Source organism: Bradyrhizobium vignae (genome assembly GCF_900324035.1).
Lineage (GTDB): Bacteria > Pseudomonadota > Alphaproteobacteria > Rhizobiales > Xanthobacteraceae > Bradyrhizobium > Bradyrhizobium vignae.
This window is the reverse complement of the sequence record NZ_LS398110.1, coordinates 6,551,518-6,572,350: the sequence shown is the minus strand read 5'-3', so window position 1 is coordinate 6,572,350 and position 20,833 is coordinate 6,551,518. Positions and strand designations below refer to the sequence as shown.

Here is a 20,833-nt window from a genome sequence, read left to right as displayed (position 1 = left end):
GTTAGCGGAAACGTGACTCGGCGCTCAAGGCCCCACGCATACACGGGGCAAGCGCTGTCCCTACCACGGGCCGCTAACTTCAACGTCACTGTACACGGGTTAGCTTTCCGAAAGCTGACGAACCCGATGCGTTCACAAAACGAAAGCGGTTGGTGTGGGTCGATACATTATCTGGAACCCCACCCATCGGTCCTATGGTCAAGCATAGATATAAGCCGATCTCTTGAAAGAGGTCGTGAACTTGTACCGATCCCCTCATAGCCCAAATGTTGCGATCCCCCTCTAAGGAGGTCGCCGACCGCTGCGATCGGACGGTCGTGATCATCGTCAGCATAATGGCGGCACGGTCGGCGCCACGCCGGCTAGCAGCGAAGGTCAAGCTGCGCCTTCCTAAGGCAATGCCTCTCAAGGCGCGCTGAGCGCAGTTGTCGGTCAAGCAGATCCTGCCATCCTCGAGGAAGCGGGCGAACTCGTCCCAGCGCCTGAGCATTCAATTCAGGCTTTGGGACCTCGGAGGAGCGGGAGAGGGTTTCGCGTTGGCGCAACAACCAGGCGTGCATGTCCTCGAGAAGCGGCTTGCTTTTCCTGGCGCACGGCGCGCCGCTCGTCAGCGTCCCAGCCATTGATGGTGCGTTCGATCTCGAACAACGCATGGAGGTGTCTGACCGCTCCAGCGCAATCGGAGAGACCGTTTGCTCTGCACCAAGTGTCGACCGAGCGGATCGAGACGGCAGCGGTGAGCGCCTTCTCGGCCATGCGCAGGCGCTCCAGGAAACCCGGAAAATAGGTGGGTTTGCGGATGCTCTGGATCGGCTCTGCGAGAGAGCGTGCGCTGCCCTTTCGCTGGGCCACCTGCAAGTGTCGCAAGTTCAAGCGCGGTTATCGAGTGGCTCGATGGTCTTGGTCCTAAGCCAGACCGTCATACGGCTGACTATGGCTGATGGGTTCAGTAGGTTAGGCCCTCATAGCAGAGCCTGCCGGCTTTAGACGTGGCAGTGCGCAGGAATGCTTCAGCCTTGTGCGATTGCATCGTCGCGCGCGGGACCACTAGCTAGAAAGAACGTCCGGCATCCGGTAGATCTCAGACGTACTGCACCAGTCTAAGATAATCGTCTGTGAGGACAGGTGAGCGAATAGAACAAGCCGCGTCTTCAAGGAAGGTGGTCAGAGTCCGACTAGCCCGAGTCCGGACTTCGACAGATTGCCGTGCCGGCGCGCGAGCACGGAGAGTTGCTAGCTCGGAACTGACCAGGTCAGCCGCTGCTGGGGCGCAATCTGTGGCAGAGAAGCAACCAGCAGACATGACAGCTTGTGCCAGTCCCAATGTGGTGAGCCAACCCGCATAGATCAGCACGGCACCGTCTGTCTCATTGAGCCCAGAGAGCTCCTCAATTGCTGCAGCATGAACTGATGCCGCTCCAACAGACCGAAAGAGATCGGCTATTTCGTCACGGGTGGCTTTAGAGAGTAGGCACCGGCCGAGATGTGATAGGAGCGCCTCAGTCGGACCTTCGAAGATGCGAAGGATGCGAGCGTCTCGATAGATTTTGGCTAAAGGCGCTCCCTCATCGTAACCACGGCCACCTAACAGCTGGACGCATTGATCAGCGACAAGGCCGCACCACTCCGAGGATAAAACCTTCGTTGCCGACGCAAGGTGGACGTTTGGCGCGCCCTGCGCCGACACAAGTCGGCAGGATGCGGCCAGCATCGCCTTCACGACTTCCCGCCGCAGCACCATCTGCCCAAATAACTGCTCGATGTAGCTGTTCTCGATCATACGCAATTTACCGAGCCGACGATGGCTTGCATAAGAGGCTGCGACCTGGATAGCGCGCTCAAGGGCTCCAAGACCCATAGCAGCCACACCGACACGGCCTCGGTTCATACTAGATGCCGCCGCGCCCCAGCCGTCTTGATCGCGAGAGAGCACGTAAGAACGCGGCACCTCGACATCTTGGAACTCCAGGGTATTCTGAATGATGCCACGTAGACCGAGTGTGCGATGCTCGTGCGTGACCTTGAGGCCTGGAGCTTGCCTGTCAACGAGTACACCAACGAGCCGACCTTTCGCATCGGCTCCAGACGCGCGCGCAAAGCAAACGATCCAGCGAGCCCAGTCAGCGAGACCGATCCAGATCTTGCGACCAGAGATACGAACTCTATCTTCGCGCATGAGAGCCGAAGCCTCTATATGCCTCGGGGCCGAACCGGCTCCAGGCTCGGTCAAAGCAAAAGCGCAGAGATCGCCGCGTGTTGCACCCCAAATGATTTGCTTTTGTTCGGGAATGTGCGGTGCCGCTTGGATGCAGGGCAAGGCGAGGAAGTTATGGATGACGAGGGTAGAGGCAGCGGAGACATCAAACGATGCAGTAGCGGAGATCAGGTTGATAGCCTCCTGCAAGGGAAGAGCTAATCCGCCGTGCTCTCCTGGCGTGGTGAGCCCGAACAGTCCATGCCTTGCCAATATGCTATGTAGGGTCGGAGGGAATGCTCGACGGTCATCCGCGTCTGCGAAATTCAGCTGACTGAGGTCAGCGATCAAACTGGAGTGTAGTGCAGCTGCACGGCCTTCGGCTGTGCGTTCCTGCGCCTCCGTGAATTGGGCGTAAACCTGAGTATACATGGCCATAAGGCCCACAATGAACCCGGTCGCGCTTCGTGCCAATTCATCCCCGTGGCTAGCTCGGTTACACATTGGTATAGTGTGGATGCCAGATCAGTATGAGCACGTTCTCCGGGACTTGGATTTATTGCGGCCGCTGCGCGGGCGAATGTTCTTGCGCTCACATCTGCAAGCGGATCGATCGCATTGTGTTGACGGCCGACATTGATCTCTCGCGACGGGCACCCGGGGGGAGTTCGACCGGTGATGTTGGGCACGGAAGAAACGCTCTCGAATTTGAACTGAAACCTTGTCCGATCGCTGGGCTGGCTCCCACCGATCGGTGCGCCGGAGCCTTTCGGTCGCCGCCGGAGACGGCAGACGAAGCGTTCAAGCGCTTGGTAGAGGCAGCTTCGTGACAGACAAACGCGACAGGCCCACTTCCATCGCAGTGCTGGACCGTCTTACCTTGGTCGTCTAGGCCCTACCGCCGTTCATGCGGATAGGCCGAGGGCTGGACCTTTGGCGCGGCTTGCAAGGGCTACGTTGCAAGCTCGCGCAAAACAAAGCCCTGGCATTCCTGCCAGGGTTTTGCATGTCATCATTGACACGTTGGCAGAGTGGATCAGAAGTCCATACCGCCCATGCCGGCGCCTGGAGGCAATGCCGGACCAGCCGCGGCCTTCTTCGGCAGCTCGGCAACCATGGCTTCCGTGGTGATCAGCAGCGCCGCCACCGAGGAGGCGTTCTGAACCGCGATCCGCACCACCTTGGTCGGGTCAATGATGCCCTTGGAGACAAGGTTGGTATACTCGCCTGTCTGCGCATCGAAGCCATAAGAGTACTGCTCGTTGTCCAGGACTTTGCCGACCACGATCGAACCGTCTTCACCGGCGTTGATCGCGATCTGGCGAGCCGGCCAGGACAGCGCCTTGCGCACGATCTCGACGCCGGTCTTCTGGTCGTCGTTCTTGGTGCGTAGGCCCTTGAGCTGCTCGGAGGCACGCAGCAGGGCGACGCCGCCGCCCGGGACGATGCCTTCCTCGACCGCCGCGCGGGTCGCATGCATCGCGTCATCAACGCGATCCTTGCGCTCCTTCACCTCGACCTCGGTCGCGCCGCCGACGCGGATCACCGCGACGCCGCCAGCGAGCTTGGCGAGACGCTCCTGGAGCTTCTCACGGTCGTAGTCCGAGGTGGTCTCCTCGATCTGCGCCTTGATCTGGGCCACGCGCGCCTCGATGTCGGCCTTCTTGCCGGCGCCGTTGACGATCGTGGTGTTCTCCTTGTCGATCATCACCTTCTTGGCGCGACCGAGCATGTTGAGCGTGACGTTCTCGAGCTTGATGCCGAGGTCTTCCGAGATCGCCTGGCCGCCGGTCAGGATCGCGATGTCCTGCAGCATGGCCTTGCGGCGATCGCCGAAGCCCGGAGCCTTGACGGCCGCGACCTTCAGGCCGCCACGCAGGCGGTTCACGACGAGGGTGGCGAGGGCCTCGCCTTCCACGTCCTCGGCGACGATGACCAGCGGCTTGCCACTCTGCACCACGGCCTCGAGCAGCGGCAGCAGCTCGTTCAGCGAGGAGAGCTTCTTCTCGTTGATGAGGATGTAGGCGTCGTCCATCTCGACGCGCATCTTGTCGGCGTTGGTGACGAAGTAGGGCGAGATGTAGCCACGGTCGAACTGCATGCCCTCGACGACGTCGAGCTCGGTCTCGAGCGACTTTGCTTCCTCGACGGTGATGACACCCTCGTTGCCGACCTTCTTCACGGCGTCTGCGAGGAACTTGCCGATCTCGACATCGCCGTTGGCCGAGATGGTGCCGACCTGGGCGATCTCGTCGTTCGATGTGACCTTCTTCGAGTTCTTCTCGAGGTCGGCCACGACGGCCTCGACCGCGAGGTCGATACCGCGTTTGAGGTCCATCGGATTCATACCGGCGGCAACCGACTTAGCGCCTTCGCGGACAATCGCGGCGGCCAGGACCGTCGCGGTGGTGGTGCCGTCGCCGGCAGCATCCGCCGCCTTCGATGCTACTTCGCGCACCATCTGGGCGCCCATGTTCTCGAACTTGTCCTCGAGTTCGATGTCCTTGGCGACGGCAACGCCGTCCTTGGTGATGCGAGGCGCGCCGAACGACTTGTCGAGCACGACGTTCCGACCCTTGGGACCGAGCGTGACCTGCACGGCATTGGCGAGGATGTCGACGCCGCGCAGCATGCGGTCCCGTGCGTCTACTCCGAACTTGACTTCCTTGGCTGTCATAAACAATTCCCTCAGTTCTTATTCTCTCATCCTTCGGCGCGCCCAAGCGGGCGCTCGTCAGGGGGAGCTGTGCGAGCGCTGGATTAGGCGGCTTTCTTCTTGGAAAACACGTCGGTGAGAACCCCCATGATGTCGCTCTCCTTCATGATCAACAGCTCATGGCCGTCGATCTTGACTTCGGTGCCCGACCATTTGCCGAACAGCACGCGGTCGCCGACCTCGACGTCGATCGGGATCAGCTTGCCGGCTTCGTCGCGGCCGCCGGGGCCGACAGCGACGACTTCGCCCTGGGAGGGCTTTTCCCTGGCTGTGTCGGGAATGATAATGCCACCAGCGGTTTTCTCATCGGCGTCGATGCGCTTGACTACGACGCGGTCGTGAAGCGGACGGAAATTCATGCAAGGCTCCTGAGCGTTTGACGAATTAGAGATAGTCACATTGTGACAAGCCAAGTTGTAGCAAGGGTCAAGCCAAAAATGAGCTGAACGATCCATGCCTGCAGCTTTTGCTTGGCTGTGTCGGGAATGATAACGCCGCAAGCGGTCTTCTCGTTGGCGTCGATGCGCTTGCCGACGCGGTCGTGAAGCGGACGGAATTTCATGCAGAACTCCTGAGCTCAAGTTTGAGATAGTCACATTGTGACAAGCCTAATCATAGCAAGAGTCAGGCCAAAAACGAGCTCACCGAGAGACGCCCAGTTCTGCTGAATCGTAGCTGGGTCTCGCGTGTCTTTGTCCGGAAGCAAACGTCCTCAGGTACGCAGCCCGCCAAGCTGCGCTAAAAATGACATTGCGCCTCGTCGAAGCACCCGGATTGAGCCCAGCGTCCTCGACATTGCACGGGGGCCGTTGCATCGATAAGCGCTGCGATTTCAACTACGACGGCAGGGTGCAGCATATGATTGCGTCGTCTGACGCCAGCATCTAGCGGCTGACGCCGGCGAACCGTGCGGTGCACAAAGCCCATCGATGAGCAGTGCTCAATCGGTCTGACGTAGTCACAAAAATATGCCAACTATCTCGAAAACCGCAAATTGCGTCAGCGAATCTTAGATGGCGACCGTTGGTCGGCAGAACACATTTCGCCCAGCTGTGATCGAGCTGATTGGCTATTGCTGCGGACGAGAGATCACTCTGCCCGGGGACGCTCCGCTGAGAATAGCTGTAAGACGAGATTCGAGTGAAGCCGATCGTTCGCCCGTCCCGAAAAAAAAGAGCCGCCGGCGAACGATTTGGCTGACAGAGGCGCCTCTGCCGACGCTGGGTTGGAATTTGTATTGCGGGGCAGTCGCTGCACCTGTCTGTCCGAGCGGTGTCCCTTTTTATATTGACGGCATCCAAATAGCCGCCATGGATCAAGGGGACTCAGCGGCATATGAACGATATACGTTGATATACGTTGTGCCAGTGCGTCTGGCGTGTGATTTCGGCTTCGAAGTTCGAAACTCACGCGATCTCCGGGCCAAATGGAAAAAGCACCTGTGTCTCCTGTAGAAGTACACCAGCACATCGTCTCACTTCTTCAGAAGCCGAATCCGGTCATCCTAGATATCGGCTGCAATGACGGGACCGATACGCAACAATTTCTCAATCTCTGCCCGCATGCTCAGCTCTACTGCTTTGAGCCGGACCCCAGAGCGATTGCGCGCTTCAAGAAGAAGCTGGGCTCATCTCTCAATAAGGTGAAGCTGTTTGAAATTGCCATCAGTGATCGAAACGGGATGATCGACTTTCATCCAAGCAATGCAGATGGTGATGCGAAGGAATGGGACCTCTCCGGCTCAATACGCCGTCCGAAGAATCATCTTACCGAGTATGAGTGGGTTCGGTTCGATCGCCCCGTCTCGGTTGAAACGCGGCGGCTGGATGACTGGTGCAGCGAAGCGGAGCTGAACACGGTCGATTTCATCTGGATGGATGTTCAGGGAGCCGAAGCCGATGTTATTGCCGGCGGCAGGCAGACCTTAAGTAACACGCGCTTCGTCTACACGGAATATAGCGACCGCGAGCTCTACGAAGGGCAGTTGTCCCTGCAAGCCATTCTTGACCTGTTGCCATCATTCGAAGTGGCGGCCCACTATCCACGCACAGTGGAGGGTGATGTATTGCTCAAAAATACGCGCTTCTAGTGGCTGCGCGGATCGAGCGCCTCATTCATCGCTGCAAGACATGACCTGCGCGGTCTGTGTCATCCAAAAGCTGCAAAACTGGTGATGATTAGGTGAGGGGATATGAGTAGCCGAACGGGCACCCCGGTTTCCGACCGCCATTGCTGACCCGCGCATCACGTCGGCGTTCGGGTGGTGAGTCTCTGACGTCACTTATTCAGAGCGAGCCGGCACGACCGACGACGTCGCGGTCAGCAAGCCGTGCCGTTTCAGACCCTTGAATCAACACCGCCAGCCGGTGCTCAAAGCGCTGAATTGTCTGAGCGGCTGCTGCATGCTCTGGACTTCTAGGAAGTAGGTGCACTGCTTCGAGCAAATTGCAAAGCAATTGCATCAGTTGTAGACGTTCTTCTCAACGAGAAAGCGAGCTGAAGCATCTGTTCATTCTAAATGAAGATGGCCGTGACGCGTCCAGCATAACCGCAGCAGCCGATTGTGCCACAAGCCGTCCCGGCGCGACGCTGGAGAAGGCGGCCGCATCATCAGCGGCCGATGTCGTGCCGGATCGCATCAAGATCGTCATCGCAACCCGAGTTACTTGCCTGCTGATGTGGCTCAGGTCGAGCTGATCACCGATCTGCGCGCTCACTTCGCCAGTGCAGCTGCGGCGCGATGACGAAGATAGGCGAGGACGTCAGTAAATGCCTCAACGTAATCCCGGCGCAATGCCCGAGATGTCTCCTAGGCGCGCCGCCCGATCACCCGCAATTCCAGATCGGTCCGATCGGCGTCCGCGTCCAACATGGCCCGAAACTGCCGCCATTGTAGCGTCCGCCGCGGAAGCCGGGGGGCCGAAATAGTGCCACTCGCCACCCCAGTGTAGTACTGAGGAACGGGGTCAATATATCAGTGGCGCTGGTCGCCGCGCGAGAGCCGGGGCCTTGCGTGTTTCTGCTTGTAGAGCTGAATGCTGTTACTCAGCGGCTGGCGATAGCCGGGCAGGAAGCCGTAACCTTGCCAGACCGGCTTGGGCCGCTTTTGAATTGGCGCAGCGTTCGTGACGACCGGCAGCGGCGACAGGATCACAGTAGCAGTTAGGCACACTAGGCGAGATATGGATCGACAATAGTCGGTCGCGTGCGCGGAGGCCATTCAAATGTCGGTGCAGAGTTCTGCGCATCTCGCGCAGAATGTTTCTGTTAGCTGATCACGTCCTTCCTGATGAGAAAGCATGCATATGCCCGGCTGTCATCCACCTGCAGGACCCAAAGCCCCACAGCGTAGCAGCAAGGGAGAACCCGAGCGCGAGAGCTTGCCGGGACTGATGACGCGGCCGACCGAGCGCTCGATCTCGGCCAGGATGTGCGCTGCGTCTGGGCACGCGTTCTCGATCCTGGACAGACATCATCACGAGCACGGATCCACAAAGTCGTCGAGCAGATAGAGAGCGTTAGGATGGCGCGTACGGTTCTCTCTATGACTCATGCCGTGCATCAGGTGCTCCGAGCAGAGTTGCGGCGATGCGGGTGGCCCGGTGATAGGGATCGATGCCGCCATAGCCCATGAGGCGAGCAGCCAGGGCAGGTCGGGCGCTAGGACGGGATCGATCGATTTCAGCGAGTGACTGTCAATCGATCGCTTCCGTTTGCCTCTGGCTCCCGCCCCCTTCGCAAATCATGAGGCACGGCGGGCCAGAACACTTGAAGCTGCCAGTCATTGCTCGAAAAAAAGCCCGGCCTCTTCTCGATGGCCGGGCCAAAGTCAGCCACCGACAGAGGGAGAACTGCCGGCGGTTATTTGCGGAAAGACGTTCACCGCAAATGCCCAAATTGCGAATTGATCAATGATCGAAGAAATCTGGCGTCGTTTTTTTGGATGAGACGACATTGATGAAATGCAGCTCGCGACTGCCTCGCACAAACCTTTAAGGTCGTATTCTCCGTTGTCCTGAGGATCGTCAAAGTCATGCAGATTAACTGAGCGGAGTCGAACAGACACAATTCGCAGCCCTTCGAACGGCGTCAACGTTCCGGCCGCAGAGTCCAGCAAGCCAGCATTCCCCGAGGCTGGGACGGAGTATGTTGTTGTTCGTATGCGAGCACCCCGAGATGTTCGTGCGGGCCCGCAGACGGCGATTGGGGCACCTGCTCCGCCATCTGCTGTACACACCATCGACTGCATTGGTATCATCGCCTCATCGACGGTAGCAGACAGCGGCCGGTCTGAGTTGCCGGGCATCCCCGTCAGCTATTTCGAAATGCTACAATCTGACGCCACGTGCGAGTCAACGTCTTTGAGCTGATCAGCTCAAAATTCAACCCGCCGACCCTCTCACAGGCAGCTGCAGGGGATCTGCCAGCGATCGACATGCGCGTCGCATTCTGTTTTTGAAAGGGCGTCGTCTTGTCCAGAAGATCAGGATTGAGTCCAGTCTCGCGCCGATGAAGGCAATTCGCCTACAGCGAAGCACTCGGCGAAGGTTTGGCGCCCGCACAGGATAGCGTTGCGGCAGAAGCGGTGAGCGATTACCAGAAACTGTACATGCGACCCGAGGCGGAAGATCGATCGGTGCCATCAATAGGGGGGGATGAACGCGGCGGAAAGCTGTTGCGACGAAGGACACAGACGAGACTTCCGGATGCTCGGACCACAACAACAGCCTTGCTGCGTGGGGCGGCGAGGGCGTCTTGAGGTCCACCGCTTTCCGCAAAGAGCAGCTCCTGGTTCTTGACGCCCCGAAGGGCATGTCGTGGCTTTCCGCCCATCAAGTGACAGACCTCAAACGAGTCTCCGCGCGTAAGTATTTTGATACAATGTCGAGGCGATGCGACTATCGGTGTTGATGGGAAGGATGCGCTGGCCGAAACCCACCTGTCTTGTCGCGAATACGACAGTGCGATCTAAAATAGCAGGGAATGCGCCTTACGGCCGCTGGCATAAGCCTCCACCTCCGCGCACACCTCACCGAGAACGAGAACAGTGCGAATCTGCTGAGCGGGTGCCTACCAACCTCGAGTATTCGAGACTGCCAATGCGCACAAAGGAGACGCTATCAGATAGTGTTAGTCTTCCAGAGGCGGGGTTGCTATGTGTTTGGCTGGATCCTATTTACCGCGTAAATGTTGCACGGCTGCTGCGTTTTGCAACGGCCGCGAGCCCCGCGCGCTCAGGTTCATCGAAGTGATTTCTGGGCATTGCGACGCTCTGTGTCGCGGCCAGAAGCGCTTGTGAAAGCACAGAAAAGGCAAAATCTCGCGATGATCGTGAGTTGTACCGGAGAGCACATGACGACAGTCATCACAAATCTGTTCACCCGAAAGCAGATGCTCATTTCTCCTGTCGTTTAAACAAGGCCGGCACGCCACTAGGTCCTGTAGCTGAAGAGAACATCATATCGCAGGTCCGGCAATCCGTTGCTGAGGGGCGTGCGGAGCGTGGACAACCACTTCATGGAAATCCCGGCTGTGCTTCACTTCCGAGCAGGAGTCGGCCGGCGCTTTGAAGCGTTCCCTCGTTTAAAGCTGCGTGCTGGGCGACCACAAAGCTGTCGCACATGGCGCGCGCCAGATTGCTGGTGGTATTGAGCGACGCACTTCCGGCAAGACCGCTCGCAATCCTACAGACCTCAGCGCTCTGCCGCGCAGCGTTCGTCGCGGCGAGTCGCATCAGCGCCGCCGTGCTCGGGTTTACCGCACCTTTCAGCGCTTCCTTCCACAGCTCCTCGGTGGCCTCATAGAAGAAGGAACGGGCCGAACGCAGCAAGGCTTCGGTTTTGGCCATTTCCAGTTGGACATAGCCGCGCTCTGCCATCACAGGCGCTCCAGTGATTGAGGCGCGGCTTCCGGCCATGGCGATTACCTCGTCTAGCGCGGAGCGCGCAATACCGATGCCGACAATCGCATGCACCTGTGCAGCGAAAGCCACGGACGGATAACGATAGAGCGGACCGTCGAGTGTCGGCGGCCCGCCGCGGATCAAGGTCCATTCCTCCGGCACAATGACCTCGTTGACAACGACGTCGTGGCTGCCGGTGCCTTGCAGGCCAATGACGTCCCAATTGGGGCGGATTGTCACCTTTTCAGCCGGCATTACGGCTACCCGCGGAAGGCCACCGGTCTCATCGTCTTCCACAGTGATGCCAACGCCTATCAGATCCGCGCCCGGTGAGCCGCTGGCGAATGGCCACACGCCGCTCACGACAAACCCGTCGGTGCTTCGCCTGGCGAGCTGGAGCGGGAAAAGCGCACCTGCCAACACCACGTCAGGTCCATTCGCGTATACCTTGCGAAGCGTTTCGTCCGGAAGGGCAGCGAGGTAGCGAGCCCCATCGCCGAAGCTGGCGACCCAACCGGCCGAGCCGTCGGCTTCGGAAATGCGCTCGATCAGGCGACAAAAATCGGCCGGCGTTCGCTCGTCGCCGCCGAACCGCCTGGCGGCCAAGGCCCGATAGACGCCAACGCGCTTGAAACCCTCGATAATCTCATCGGGAATCTTCTGCGCGGGGGCGAACTCGTTTCGACGCGCGCGGATATCGACCAGTAGCGGCGACAGATTATCCCAGGTCGCAGCCGTAGTGTCGGTTTCTGCAGTGATCTTCTCTGGTGGAGCGTTCATAAGCTGTCCTCGGTGTCTTGAGCCGACCCACGCCGCGCCTCATTGATTTGGATTGCGCGCGCATGGCGAAGCCGGCCGGATTGATAACTAGTCGGAAGGGATCGTCGAAACTGCCGCAGTTGTATTGTACTGTGACGCGATTGCAGGCGGTTAGCGCCCCAACGTATTGGCTGCAAGAAAACGTCTTGAGGGCCGGAAAGGCTGACAGAGTATGGCTGTCAATGCTGTCTTTGAGGCTCAAGCGGCAAAGCAGCCGATATGCGGCGGCGAGATCGATCCGCCTCTGCTGCACTATGTCTCCGACGGTTGACGGCACCGCTCGTTTTGTCATGTCGTCTCCAACGGACGATTTGTCACCAATGGAGCCCGCCCGGCTCGAGCCACGTTGCGAATTCCCGACTTGGCGAACGCGAGGCGCTCCAAGCCTGCGGCTCTTTTCCGTCTGCCCAGCAATCGACGTGCCATCAAACATGGTTTGCCATCTGGGTCTTTAATCGAGCGAGATCACGTTCAAAGTGCGCACGCCAGCAGGATGCTCGCGCCTGCCGTGTCTGGTTCCTGGCACAAGACGTCACCAACCGGACAGGGCGGAGGAGAACACTGAATCGGAGCTCGACCGCGGACCAGTCGGGCTCGGCTTGCCAGTGGAGGTTCAGCCCGCTCCGATCTCCCGACATTACCAACAGCGCAATGTACCGTTGTTCACGACTGTGGGTGTGTTGGTTGGAAGCGGACGTCAGAGGGAAGGTGTTCAACAAACGTGACGGCCGCGTCAGGCGCTGCCGTTTCGCGATCAAGTCGCTTTTCTAGATGCTGCAAGAGTGCCGCCGTTCATGCAAGCGAAGGCAAAAATCTTCCAGGAGACTTTGAGATTTTCGAGGTTCGCAGCAACTGATCCGCCTGTACCAAAGGCCAAGCGATTCGCGCAGAGTCTCGCGTGATTCACCCTTTGCGGCCGCTGATGCCTCTATCTTCAGCGACCTTAGATGCTTCGGATCCTAGCTTAGCTTGTCCAGCTCGCACAGCAATAGCGGCACATGTCGTCCGGTCCTTGCTGCTGAGACCAGTGCCGTACAGGACGCCGGTACCCGATCTACGTTGCGCGCGACGTACTCGTCCATGTCGCCGCTCCTCTTCTCCGGCATGATCCCGTCAGACCTGAGGTTGCCGTCGCCTACCAGCAAGCGCTAGCAAGGTTTTCGGTTTGGGCCGACAGCAATCCCGTAGAGCGACTGAACTCTCGCGCATCCCCAGGCTGCTAAGCGCAGTACGACCTGGTGGGCTCCATCGCCGGGTGTGTCAGTATCGTCCTCAACAGGGGCTGATGCAGGACGGACCGTGCGCTGCCGACGCAAGTAGTAGTTTTCTATACATCCGTCGGGTGGGCAGCCGTGGTGCTCGTCATCCTGCTCTATGTGATCTTCGGCCCTGGATGAGCGTGGTGATCATGGCAGGAGCATAGGTGGTTTGCCGGATCGCGGCTGAGAGACTGCCGGAACGTCGCGTGTTCCGTTAGGCCGAGAGCTCAGACCCTGCATGCCGCGCACCGCGATTTGCTGCTTGCACCACCTCTGTTGGCCTAGCCATCAACGTGCAGGCGTGAATAGTGTCGCCCCCGGTATCAGTTTTTCTTGGTGCTGGCCTCGCGTTGCGAACATGAGCACGTAGAATACGAGGAGAATTAAGAGGCCGCGCATACCAAAGGTATTCCCGAAGCTATTACAATTGTGGAGCGAATTGTACTCCGTGCATTTGATGCAGGTGATGCACGAGCGAATTGCGCGGAACTCGACCGAAGCCCTGTATCAGGCGGCAAACGAGTAGCTGGCCGCGTGAAGGGGCCAGCGTCAGCTCAGCAAATCGACCCTGCCGGTGTCGAGCCGATAAAGGCCCCCGACGACCTTCAGTCTGTTCTGCTCAACTGCCGCGTTCAAAATCGGCCCCGTCGATTTGAGTTTGTTGACATTATCGATTACATTTTGTCGGGTTGCTTCAGCGAACGTGTCACCGCGTTGCTGGCGGGTTACTTTTACCGCAGGCGCAAGCGCAGCGACGAGGGATGAAATGTGTCCCGGCGGCGGCTTATCGTCCTGGAGCGACTTAATCGTGGCGCCTATCGCACCGCAATGATCGTGACCAAGTACCAGGATCAGCGGCGTGTTCAGCACGGCTACCGCATATTCCATGCTGGCGAGCGTGTCATCGTTGGCGAAGTTGCCGGCGAGGCGGCAGACAAACAGATCACCAAGTCCGCTACCGAAGACAAGTTCAGGCGCCACGCGAGAATCGGCGCAGCTCAGGATCGCGGCATATGGATTTTGGCCATCCACTAAGACTCGGCGCTCGCGCTGGAAATCGTCGCGTCGTGATGCGCCCTGGACATAGCGATCGTTGCCTTCCATCAGCCTCTTCAGGGCAGCATCCGGGGAGAGTAGGTTATCTGGCTTGGGGGGCGCTTCTGCTTCCTTAGCATCGACAATGTTGTTGCCAAGCCGCAGGCAAGCCGCCGAAACAGCGAACAGCAACAGCGAGCGGCGCGAAGACGCGAACTTGGTCAGATAGGGCATATTCGGAGAATGGCCTGCTTGCATGTATCTCACCTCATCGCGCGGCTTTACGCCACCCGTTGGCTTCGGCTTCCGCTTCGCTGCAGAGCCAGCGTTCACCGGGCTTCGTCATGTCGAGTTTTTCGTAACTGAGTTGCCCGGGCAGGTGATAAATCCGCTCGCCATTGCGGCCCACGGTGCCTTTTATCACACACTCGGACGAGGGCGGGTCCGATAGCAGGGCGGATCCGAGCAGGAGCTCCTGAGCGTCGACCGGAACCGAGCTCGCGCCGATGATGATCGTCCCCTTATTGCGGCGACGCCAGTCCCAGGGCGCGACGAACGCCCCCGACCATAGCCCTGCACAGGTTTTGCTCGCCACAACCTCATAGATGACGTAAGGACCCGACGAGAGTGCCCAGCCCGAGCGTACCATCCAGGCGTTCACGTCCTCGCCGTCGATGAAGCAACTGCCGCGTGACCGCCAGTACTCATCGACTCCCTTGGTATGACAATCCCACGTTCGTCCGTTCGAATGCTTGATAAGCTCGTCGCGAGCAGCTACCCCGCAAGTCCATTTCCGGCCGTGGGCGTCGAGGCAAATCTGATCAGTCTCAGGAGCTTCGATGCCTGAGAGCCGAATCTTGGTCTGCTCAATCTCGATGGTATTGCCGTCGAGGATGCGCGCAGGGCCCCTGAGCTTCGCCGCGCACACCGGAGATGCGATGACAGCGAGCAATGCGACCACCATTATGCGCTGTTTCATCCCGACAATAACCTTTCGCTCTTGATCCATGTTCACGCACGACCCGGCGCCGCCATTCGACTGCTTAAACGCACTATGCCCGTTATTCGATCGGCATCTTTCGACGTTTACTCTATGAAGGCGTGGCCGTAGTTTCCAAGCTACGACCTGACGCTGCGTGAGGTTCAAGAGATTTCTTCCGGCGTACGTGTCGCGGTATCCGTCGAGCCTCGCCGGTCTCTCTCTCTCTCTCTCTCTCTCTCTCTCTCTGTCTGGGCGCGCACTGCACCCTCTCGACCTGAGGAGAGAAGATCCCCATCGCGCAGCCGCGGGCTCGGTATGCGGGAGAAAGCCGAACCTCGAACGCTGTTTCTCACGCACTTGAAGAACAAAAGTCGCCTGCGAATCTTGAGCGTCGAGTGGAAGCCACGCGTCGAGGAGCAACCTGGCTATCCTTTGTGCCAACTGGGTCTACCCAGCAAGCCCAGGGTGAGGGCGTGCGTTTGCGTCAGGGGAACGGCAGCCTCAGTGGGTTCGTCGTATACGCACCGGGCGGGGATAAGCCGCCCGCATGCCATTCGGTGCGACGCGTCAATCCACAACATGGTTGCCCCATCGCGGCACTCGGGTAGGTCGCTCTGGTGCAGTTTGGCCGACTCAAGCTACAAATTATTCTCAACGATCTCACTACATAATGGGAATGAAATGGTTGCTGCCCCCCGGGAATTGCCGGTCTCTTCTTACGCGCTTGAAGTGGATGGCCGACTCAGAGCCGAATTCGCGACCAGAGACGGCGCCAGGGCAGGCGGAGCAGAACTGAAGAAGCGTTTTCCCATGGTTCAAATCCGGATCTATGACGCGCAGACGAATGCGCGCGAGGAAATTTAGCGCCGACTCAGCCGGCGCTCGATGCCTCGCGAACGGCTCCGGGGCTCCTCGCCGGGGCACTCGGAAAAAGGCCGGTGTCCAGGGGGTGTGCCGGCCCGCTAACAATGCCCCATTTCACTCTTGTTAGGTTTCGTCGCGGCACACGATCGTGCCGCCCGCGCAGCCTCTGCGGCGGCACGCTCACCAGTCAGTCGCGCGATGCCCGGCGTGCACGCCGGATCGGGTTTGGGCCCGAGGCATCTCCAGGTCCAGTCTCTTGAAGAGTAGCATGAAAGAGCTGGTTCGCCCGCAGATTGGTGTCCTCTCACTGGGTCGGAGGGCAAATCGCCAGCTGGCACGCGCCGCTGCGGCCGACCCTACTCCTCGCAGAAAGACTCGAGTCATCGTGCCGTCCGAGTGTTTCCTGACGAGCTGAAGGCTGCGGGAAAGGCTCGCGACTGTTGCGAATGCGTAAGCACCGACGCTTTAGCGTTGATATGTCTTGCAGTTGTTCTGAAGCGTTCGGCGGCAGAAGGAGCAGCGGCGCGATCTTGCTCTGTGACCATTTTACAGGGCTTTTGCTCCTCTCTTACTCTTCCCGTTCCTTTGGCTCAATGCGAGCGAACCAGGAGCCAGGAGGAAAGGCCGCGATACGCTTGGCAAAGGAGGATTGCGGCTCCCAATCTTGACCTTCGCTCTTCTCGAAAGTGATGACCCCGTTGTGTGTAAAAGCAAGGGGTCCTGGAATATTACAGTTCACCAAAAGCAAAACGCGCCACAGATCGCCTTTCTCGTTCGGCTTGTCCTTCTGCTTCGGCAAGTAGTCCACTCCAACAGGCTCAACAATAGTGCAGCGGCCCTGCCGCAGAAGATCGCCGAGCCGGCCTTGCGTGGTCGTCACGAAGTTGAAGTTGCTCGGATCATGCAGAAAGCGAAGATTTGCGTTCCTTTCATCCTCCTTGACTTCAGTAGCGATCAACGAGAGCGCCAGGGCGTGCCAACCCAACTCCATCGGCTTTGCATAGGTCGACGCAAGTTGAAACGTGCCGTCGAGCGCGATTCTCCAGGCGATAACGTTCTGTTCGTCTAATGTATCATCCGGGTGCCTGGTCCACATAACGAAAACATAGTCGTTTTGGTCAAGTTCAATGACGCCCCACATTCGAGGGACAAAAAGTGCCACCTTCGAAACGTTGGAGATAAGTTGTTCTATTGTCTCACCGTCTTGCGCTCGCCACGTTGACTTGAATCTTTCGATATGGGGGCTCTCGATGGCGCGAACACTGTTGCTTGTCGCAGCCAGCGCGGCCATACAGATCAACGATCGGCCGAGACAAAACAATAGCGCGCGTCTTCCAGACACTTTCCTCATAACCGCCGGCCTATTTGGTTTCATCCACACGTCATTCCAAGCGGGCAAGCTTCAACCTGCTATTCGCGAGCGCAAGAAGTTAGCGGCGACGCAACGAGGAGACCGATGGTGTCCCGTGCGAGCGGGCGCTCCCCTCTATGTCACGCGCCGCTAACTTCGCTCCCGGCGACAGCTTCAAGTTGCTGTGCTGGATATGCCCAGCAGGAGGACTGGGCATATCCGAAGACTTGCATTCCTCGTGCCAGGTAATAGACGGCAATTTGCACCGCTTTTTTGTCCTCTTTGTCGGCTTTCCGACTTGCGCACGTCTCGATGTTTACCTTCAACGCTACGCAACGCGGCTTATGCGTCCTTGCACGCACCGAATATTCGACGGCGCAGCTGAACGCCTCGACCAAGTTCCTGATGACAATTGGGAGCACGCTTGCCGCCATAGAACCGTTTCGTTCGTTGCCGGAATGTGGCTTTCGATCTCTGCCATCCTCTGGGCGCTCGCGGCCAAGAGGCCAGAGCGGCGTTTGCCGCTTCTTTCGCGACGTGCGGCTCGAGAGCAGCCTCCCGTTCGGTCCGCTTTGCGGTAGAAGGCCAACGACGACGAAGCCGATCTTGATCGCCGAGCATTTGGCGTTTGGCTGGTACTGCAAATCAACGTGCTGGTCAGGTATGTTGCTGGCTTTGCCAGGTGTCTTAGGCTTATTCAGCACGGATCGAGCTGGTCGATAGGGCGGCTGGATGGCGGACGCGCTCGAAGACCGGCGGGAAGCCGGGGCATCAAATGCGTTCTGCTCCAGGCAGCGGTGCCTGCCGGCGCAAGCCGCATTTGTCCCTTCCACCATCTGGCGTGCGGGCCCGGGGCAGCTGTGACGGTTATTACAATATGGCTGACTGGAGAGCCTTTCTCCATCGAGGCAACGATAAGGATGCGCGGCCCTTCGCGTAGCGGATGTCGCAGCACCAGCTTGAGACATAATCTGAGAGGTTGACGGAAGACTTGTCTTGCCGATATCCCAAGTCGTCGAGGTTCTCCGGTCCCACTTGATCCGGAGCTAAGAGGGAAGCCGGTGAAGATGCCGGCGCTGCCCCCGCAACTGTGAGCGGCGAGCCGCTGTCCAACGATGTCACTGAAGCCTGCGCGGCTTCGGGAAGGCCGGACAGCAGCAATGACCCGTGAGCCAGGAGACCTGCCCCGACAATATATTCGTCCACGGGCGGGGTGTCCCGGTGGTGCGCCAAGCAGCCGTCGCACCGTGCGACTTCCCCTGCCTGCGTCCGCCATGGCCTTTGCCCCCAACATGGGGTTAACGCTATGTCTCTTCTCTCCCTTCCGGTTGCCACGCTCGGAACGCCACGCATCGGTCCAAGGCGCGAGCTCAAACTCGCTCTAGAAAGCTACTGGGCCGGAAAAAGCAGCGAACAGCAGTTGCTCGAGGACGCAGCTGGCCTGCGTGCCGCGAACTGGGCTCGTCAGAAATCTATCGGCGTCACGGTCATTCCATCGAACGATTTCTCCCTCTATGACCAGGTGCTCGACACAAGTGTCATGGTTGGCGCCATCCCGGAGATCTACGCTTCGAAATCCGAACTCGTTTCGCTCAAGACGTACTTCGCCATGGCCCGTGGTTCACAAGTCGACGACCAGGATGCGACTTGCGGTGATCAACCGTGCGGAGTTGGCGCACCCGCGCAGGAGATGACCAAGTGGTTCGACACCAACTACCACTACATGGTTCCCGAGTTTCACACGAGACAGACTTTCAGGCTATGCTCTCGCAAGCCGATCGAGGAGTATGAGGAAGCCAAGGCTCTCGGCTTTCAGACCCGCCCTGTCCTGATCGGGCCGGTTACATTCCTAAAGCTCGGCAAGAGTCCCGATCCTGCGTTCCAGCCACTCTCGCTATTAGATAAGCTGATACCAGTCTATATCGAGGTTCTGCAGGAATTGGCCCAACGTGGGGCTAATTGGGTTCAGTTCGACGAGCCCTGCCTGGTTCTTGATCTGGATGAGGGGACGCGAAAATCTTTGCGGCATGCCTATGACCGGCTCGCAAAGGAGGGGCCGGCCATCAAGATCATGGTTGCCAGCTATTTCGGCGACCTCGGCGACAATCTGCACACCGCCTTGAGCTTGCCAGTTGCCGGACTGCATCTCGATCTGGTTCGAGCGCCACAGTTGTTGGACCAGATCATCGCTGGCGGCCGAAGTGATCTCGTCATGTCGCTCGGTGTCGTCGACGGCCGGAATGTATGGCGGTCGAATTTGTCCTCGCTGCGCCAACGGCTCGAACCCGTGATTGCGAAGCTCGGCAAAGATCGTGTACAGATCGCCCCATCCTGCTCTCTGCTTCATGTTCCGGTCGATGTTGGCCTCGAGACGGGGCTCGCTTCTGACGTCAAGAGCTGGCTTGCTTTCGCGGTCCAGAAGATGCGAGAGCTTGCGATCCTGGCGCGGGCACTCGCAGGCGACCAGAATGTCGCGCCAGCTCTTGCCGAGTCGGAATGTGCCGCGACTGTCCGCCAGACTTCGCCCAAAATCCGTGATGCCAATGTCGCTGTGCGGATGAAAGCGATCGATCAGACCATGCGTCGCCGCGCGAGCCCATTTGCCCGTCGTGCCGAGATCCAAAGCAATCGTTTCGGACTACCGCCTTTTCCTACCACGACGATCGGATCGTTTCCGCAAACCACAGAGGTCCGGAATGCCCGTGCGGCGCATGCGCGAGGCGCGATGAGCGACGAGCAATACGACAGGTTCCTCAAGGAGGAGACTGCGCGCGCTGTACATTGGCAGGAGGACATCGGTCTTGACGTCCTGGTGCACGGCGAGTTCGAGCGCAATGACATGGTGCAGTACTTCGGCGAGCACCTCGCCGGCTTCGCATTTACCAGGAACGGATGGGTGCAGTCCTACGGATCGCGCTGCGTCAGGCCACCGATCCTGTTTGGCGACGTAGTGCGGTCGAAGCCTATCACCGTAGGCTGGTGGTGCTACGCGCAATCGCTCACGAGGAAGCCGATGAAGGCGATGTTGACCGGACCCGTGACGATCTTGAACTGGTCTTTTGTTCGCGATGATATTCCCAGAAGCGAGGTCTGCCGCCAGATCGCGCTCGCGATTCGCGACGAAGTCCGCGATCTCGAGAATGCTGGAGCGACCATGATCCAGATCGACGAAGCGGCGCTTCGCGAAGGATTGCCGTTGCGCCGATCGGAGTGGACGGCTTATCTCGACTGGGCCGTGGATTGCTTCCGCATCTGCTCATCGGGAGTCGCTGATCAGACGCAAATTCATACCCATATGTGCTACTCGGAGTTCAACGACATTATCGGTGCGATCGCTGCAATGGACGCGGATGTCATCTCGATCGAGACGTCGCGCTCGAAAATGGAACTACTCGACGCGTTTAGGAACTACGAATATCCAAAGCAGATCGGGCCGGGCGTGTACGACATCCACTCTCCACGCGTTCCCGAGATGGGCGAAATGAAGGAGCTGATGGCGTTGGCTCGGACGCGACTGCACGACTCGCAGCTCTGGATCAATCCGGACTGCGGCCTGAAGACACGCAAATGGGAGGAGGTTCGGCCGGCGCTAGCGAACATGGTCGCTGCGGCCCGCGAACTGCGCGCATCATTCGATCCGCCAGGCCGTTGATCCAGGCTTGGGTCTCTTCTCGACGAGGCGAATCCGCTTGTGGTCATTTGCGCGCTCGG

At 58.9% G+C, this 20,833-nt stretch carries 12 protein-coding genes, 4 pseudogenes and 1 riboswitch; of the genes and pseudogenes, 3 read left to right on the top strand and 13 right to left on the bottom strand.

Annotated features, from left to right (window positions below; genetic code table 11):
- Positions 1-307 precede the first annotated feature (307 nt).
- The 6 genes and pseudogenes from BRAD3257_RS31845 to BRAD3257_RS41395 all read right to left on the bottom strand — a co-directional run.
- Positions 308-689, bottom strand: a pseudogene (locus tag BRAD3257_RS31845) (IS66 family transposase); the annotation flags it as partial.
- Positions 688-810: pseudogene (locus BRAD3257_RS41400) on the bottom strand (IS256 family transposase); the annotation flags it as partial. The pseudogenes BRAD3257_RS31845 and BRAD3257_RS41400, both read right to left, overlap by 2 nt.
- A gap of 271 nt (positions 811-1,081) precedes the next feature.
- On the bottom strand, positions 1,082-2,626 hold the full coding sequence (locus tag BRAD3257_RS31840) for an acyl-CoA dehydrogenase family protein (protein WP_160118888.1): 1,545 nt from the start codon (positions 2,624-2,626) through the stop codon (positions 1,082-1,084).
- 604 nt (positions 2,627-3,230) lie between these two features.
- On the bottom strand, positions 3,231-4,871 hold the full coding sequence (groL, locus tag BRAD3257_RS31835) for a chaperonin GroEL (protein WP_122405168.1): 1,641 nt from the start codon (positions 4,869-4,871) through the stop codon (positions 3,231-3,233).
- 83 nt (positions 4,872-4,954) lie between these two features.
- Positions 4,955-5,269: a co-chaperone GroES gene (locus BRAD3257_RS31830; protein WP_122405167.1), complete on the bottom strand. Its 315-nt coding sequence runs from the start codon at positions 5,267-5,269 to the stop codon at positions 4,955-4,957.
- A gap of 98 nt (positions 5,270-5,367) precedes the next feature.
- Positions 5,368-5,472 (bottom strand): annotated as a pseudogene (locus BRAD3257_RS41395) (co-chaperone GroES); the annotation flags it as partial.
- Positions 5,473-6,351: 879 nt separating this feature from the next.
- Between BRAD3257_RS41395 and BRAD3257_RS31820 the strand changes: the two are divergent.
- The gene (locus tag BRAD3257_RS31820; protein ID WP_122406865.1) at positions 6,352-6,999 is read left to right on the top strand and encodes an FkbM family methyltransferase; all 648 of its coding nucleotides are present in this window, start codon (positions 6,352-6,354) and stop codon (positions 6,997-6,999) included.
- 737 nt (positions 7,000-7,736) lie between these two features.
- On the opposite strand, the pseudogene BRAD3257_RS31815 reads toward BRAD3257_RS31820, so the two are convergent.
- The 5 genes and pseudogenes from BRAD3257_RS31815 to BRAD3257_RS31795 form a co-directional block, all read right to left on the bottom strand.
- Positions 7,737-8,130: pseudogene (locus BRAD3257_RS31815) on the bottom strand (hypothetical protein).
- 609 nt (positions 8,131-8,739) lie between these two features.
- Positions 8,740-9,027, bottom strand: coding sequence for a hypothetical protein (locus BRAD3257_RS39440; RefSeq protein ID WP_145987059.1), 288 nt, complete (start codon positions 9,025-9,027; stop codon positions 8,740-8,742).
- Positions 9,028-10,425: 1,398 nt separating this feature from the next.
- Entirely contained in the window at positions 10,426-11,592 is a 1,167-nt protein-coding gene (locus tag BRAD3257_RS31810) for an acyl-CoA dehydrogenase family protein (protein ID WP_122405165.1), read from the bottom strand.
- A 1,847-nt stretch (positions 11,593-13,439) separates the two neighbouring features.
- Positions 13,440-14,183: a carbonic anhydrase gene (locus BRAD3257_RS31800; protein WP_122406864.1), complete on the bottom strand. Its 744-nt coding sequence runs from the start codon at positions 14,181-14,183 to the stop codon at positions 13,440-13,442.
- A 10-nt stretch (positions 14,184-14,193) separates the two neighbouring features.
- On the bottom strand, positions 14,194-14,934 hold the full coding sequence (locus tag BRAD3257_RS31795) for a thermonuclease family protein (protein ID WP_244608042.1): 741 nt from the start codon (positions 14,932-14,934) through the stop codon (positions 14,194-14,196).
- A 654-nt stretch (positions 14,935-15,588) separates the two neighbouring features.
- On the opposite strand from BRAD3257_RS31795, the gene BRAD3257_RS31790 reads away from it, so the two are divergent.
- Positions 15,589-15,771, top strand: a complete 183-nt coding sequence (locus tag BRAD3257_RS31790) for a hypothetical protein (RefSeq protein ID WP_122405163.1) — start codon at positions 15,589-15,591, stop codon at positions 15,769-15,771.
- A 568-nt stretch (positions 15,772-16,339) separates the two neighbouring features.
- Here the strand turns inward: BRAD3257_RS31790 and BRAD3257_RS31785 are convergent.
- Together BRAD3257_RS31785 and BRAD3257_RS39435 are read right to left on the bottom strand one after the other, a co-directional pair.
- On the bottom strand, positions 16,340-17,062 hold the full coding sequence (locus BRAD3257_RS31785) for a nodulate formation efficiency C protein (protein ID WP_244607773.1): 723 nt from the start codon (positions 17,060-17,062) through the stop codon (positions 16,340-16,342).
- A gap of 200 nt (positions 17,063-17,262) precedes the next feature.
- Entirely contained in the window at positions 17,263-17,826 is a 564-nt protein-coding gene (locus BRAD3257_RS39435) for a hypothetical protein (RefSeq protein ID WP_145987058.1), read from the bottom strand.
- A 297-nt stretch (positions 17,827-18,123) separates the two neighbouring features.
- Positions 18,124-18,325, top strand: a riboswitch (cobalamin riboswitch).
- A gap of 103 nt (positions 18,326-18,428) precedes the next feature.
- Between BRAD3257_RS39435 and metE the strand changes: the two genes are divergently transcribed.
- Positions 18,429-20,774 (top strand): 5-methyltetrahydropteroyltriglutamate--homocysteine S-methyltransferase, encoded by a 2,346-nt coding sequence (gene metE, locus BRAD3257_RS31775; protein WP_122405160.1) that lies wholly within the window; start codon positions 18,429-18,431, stop codon positions 20,772-20,774.
- The last annotated feature ends 59 nt before the right edge of the window (positions 20,775-20,833 follow it).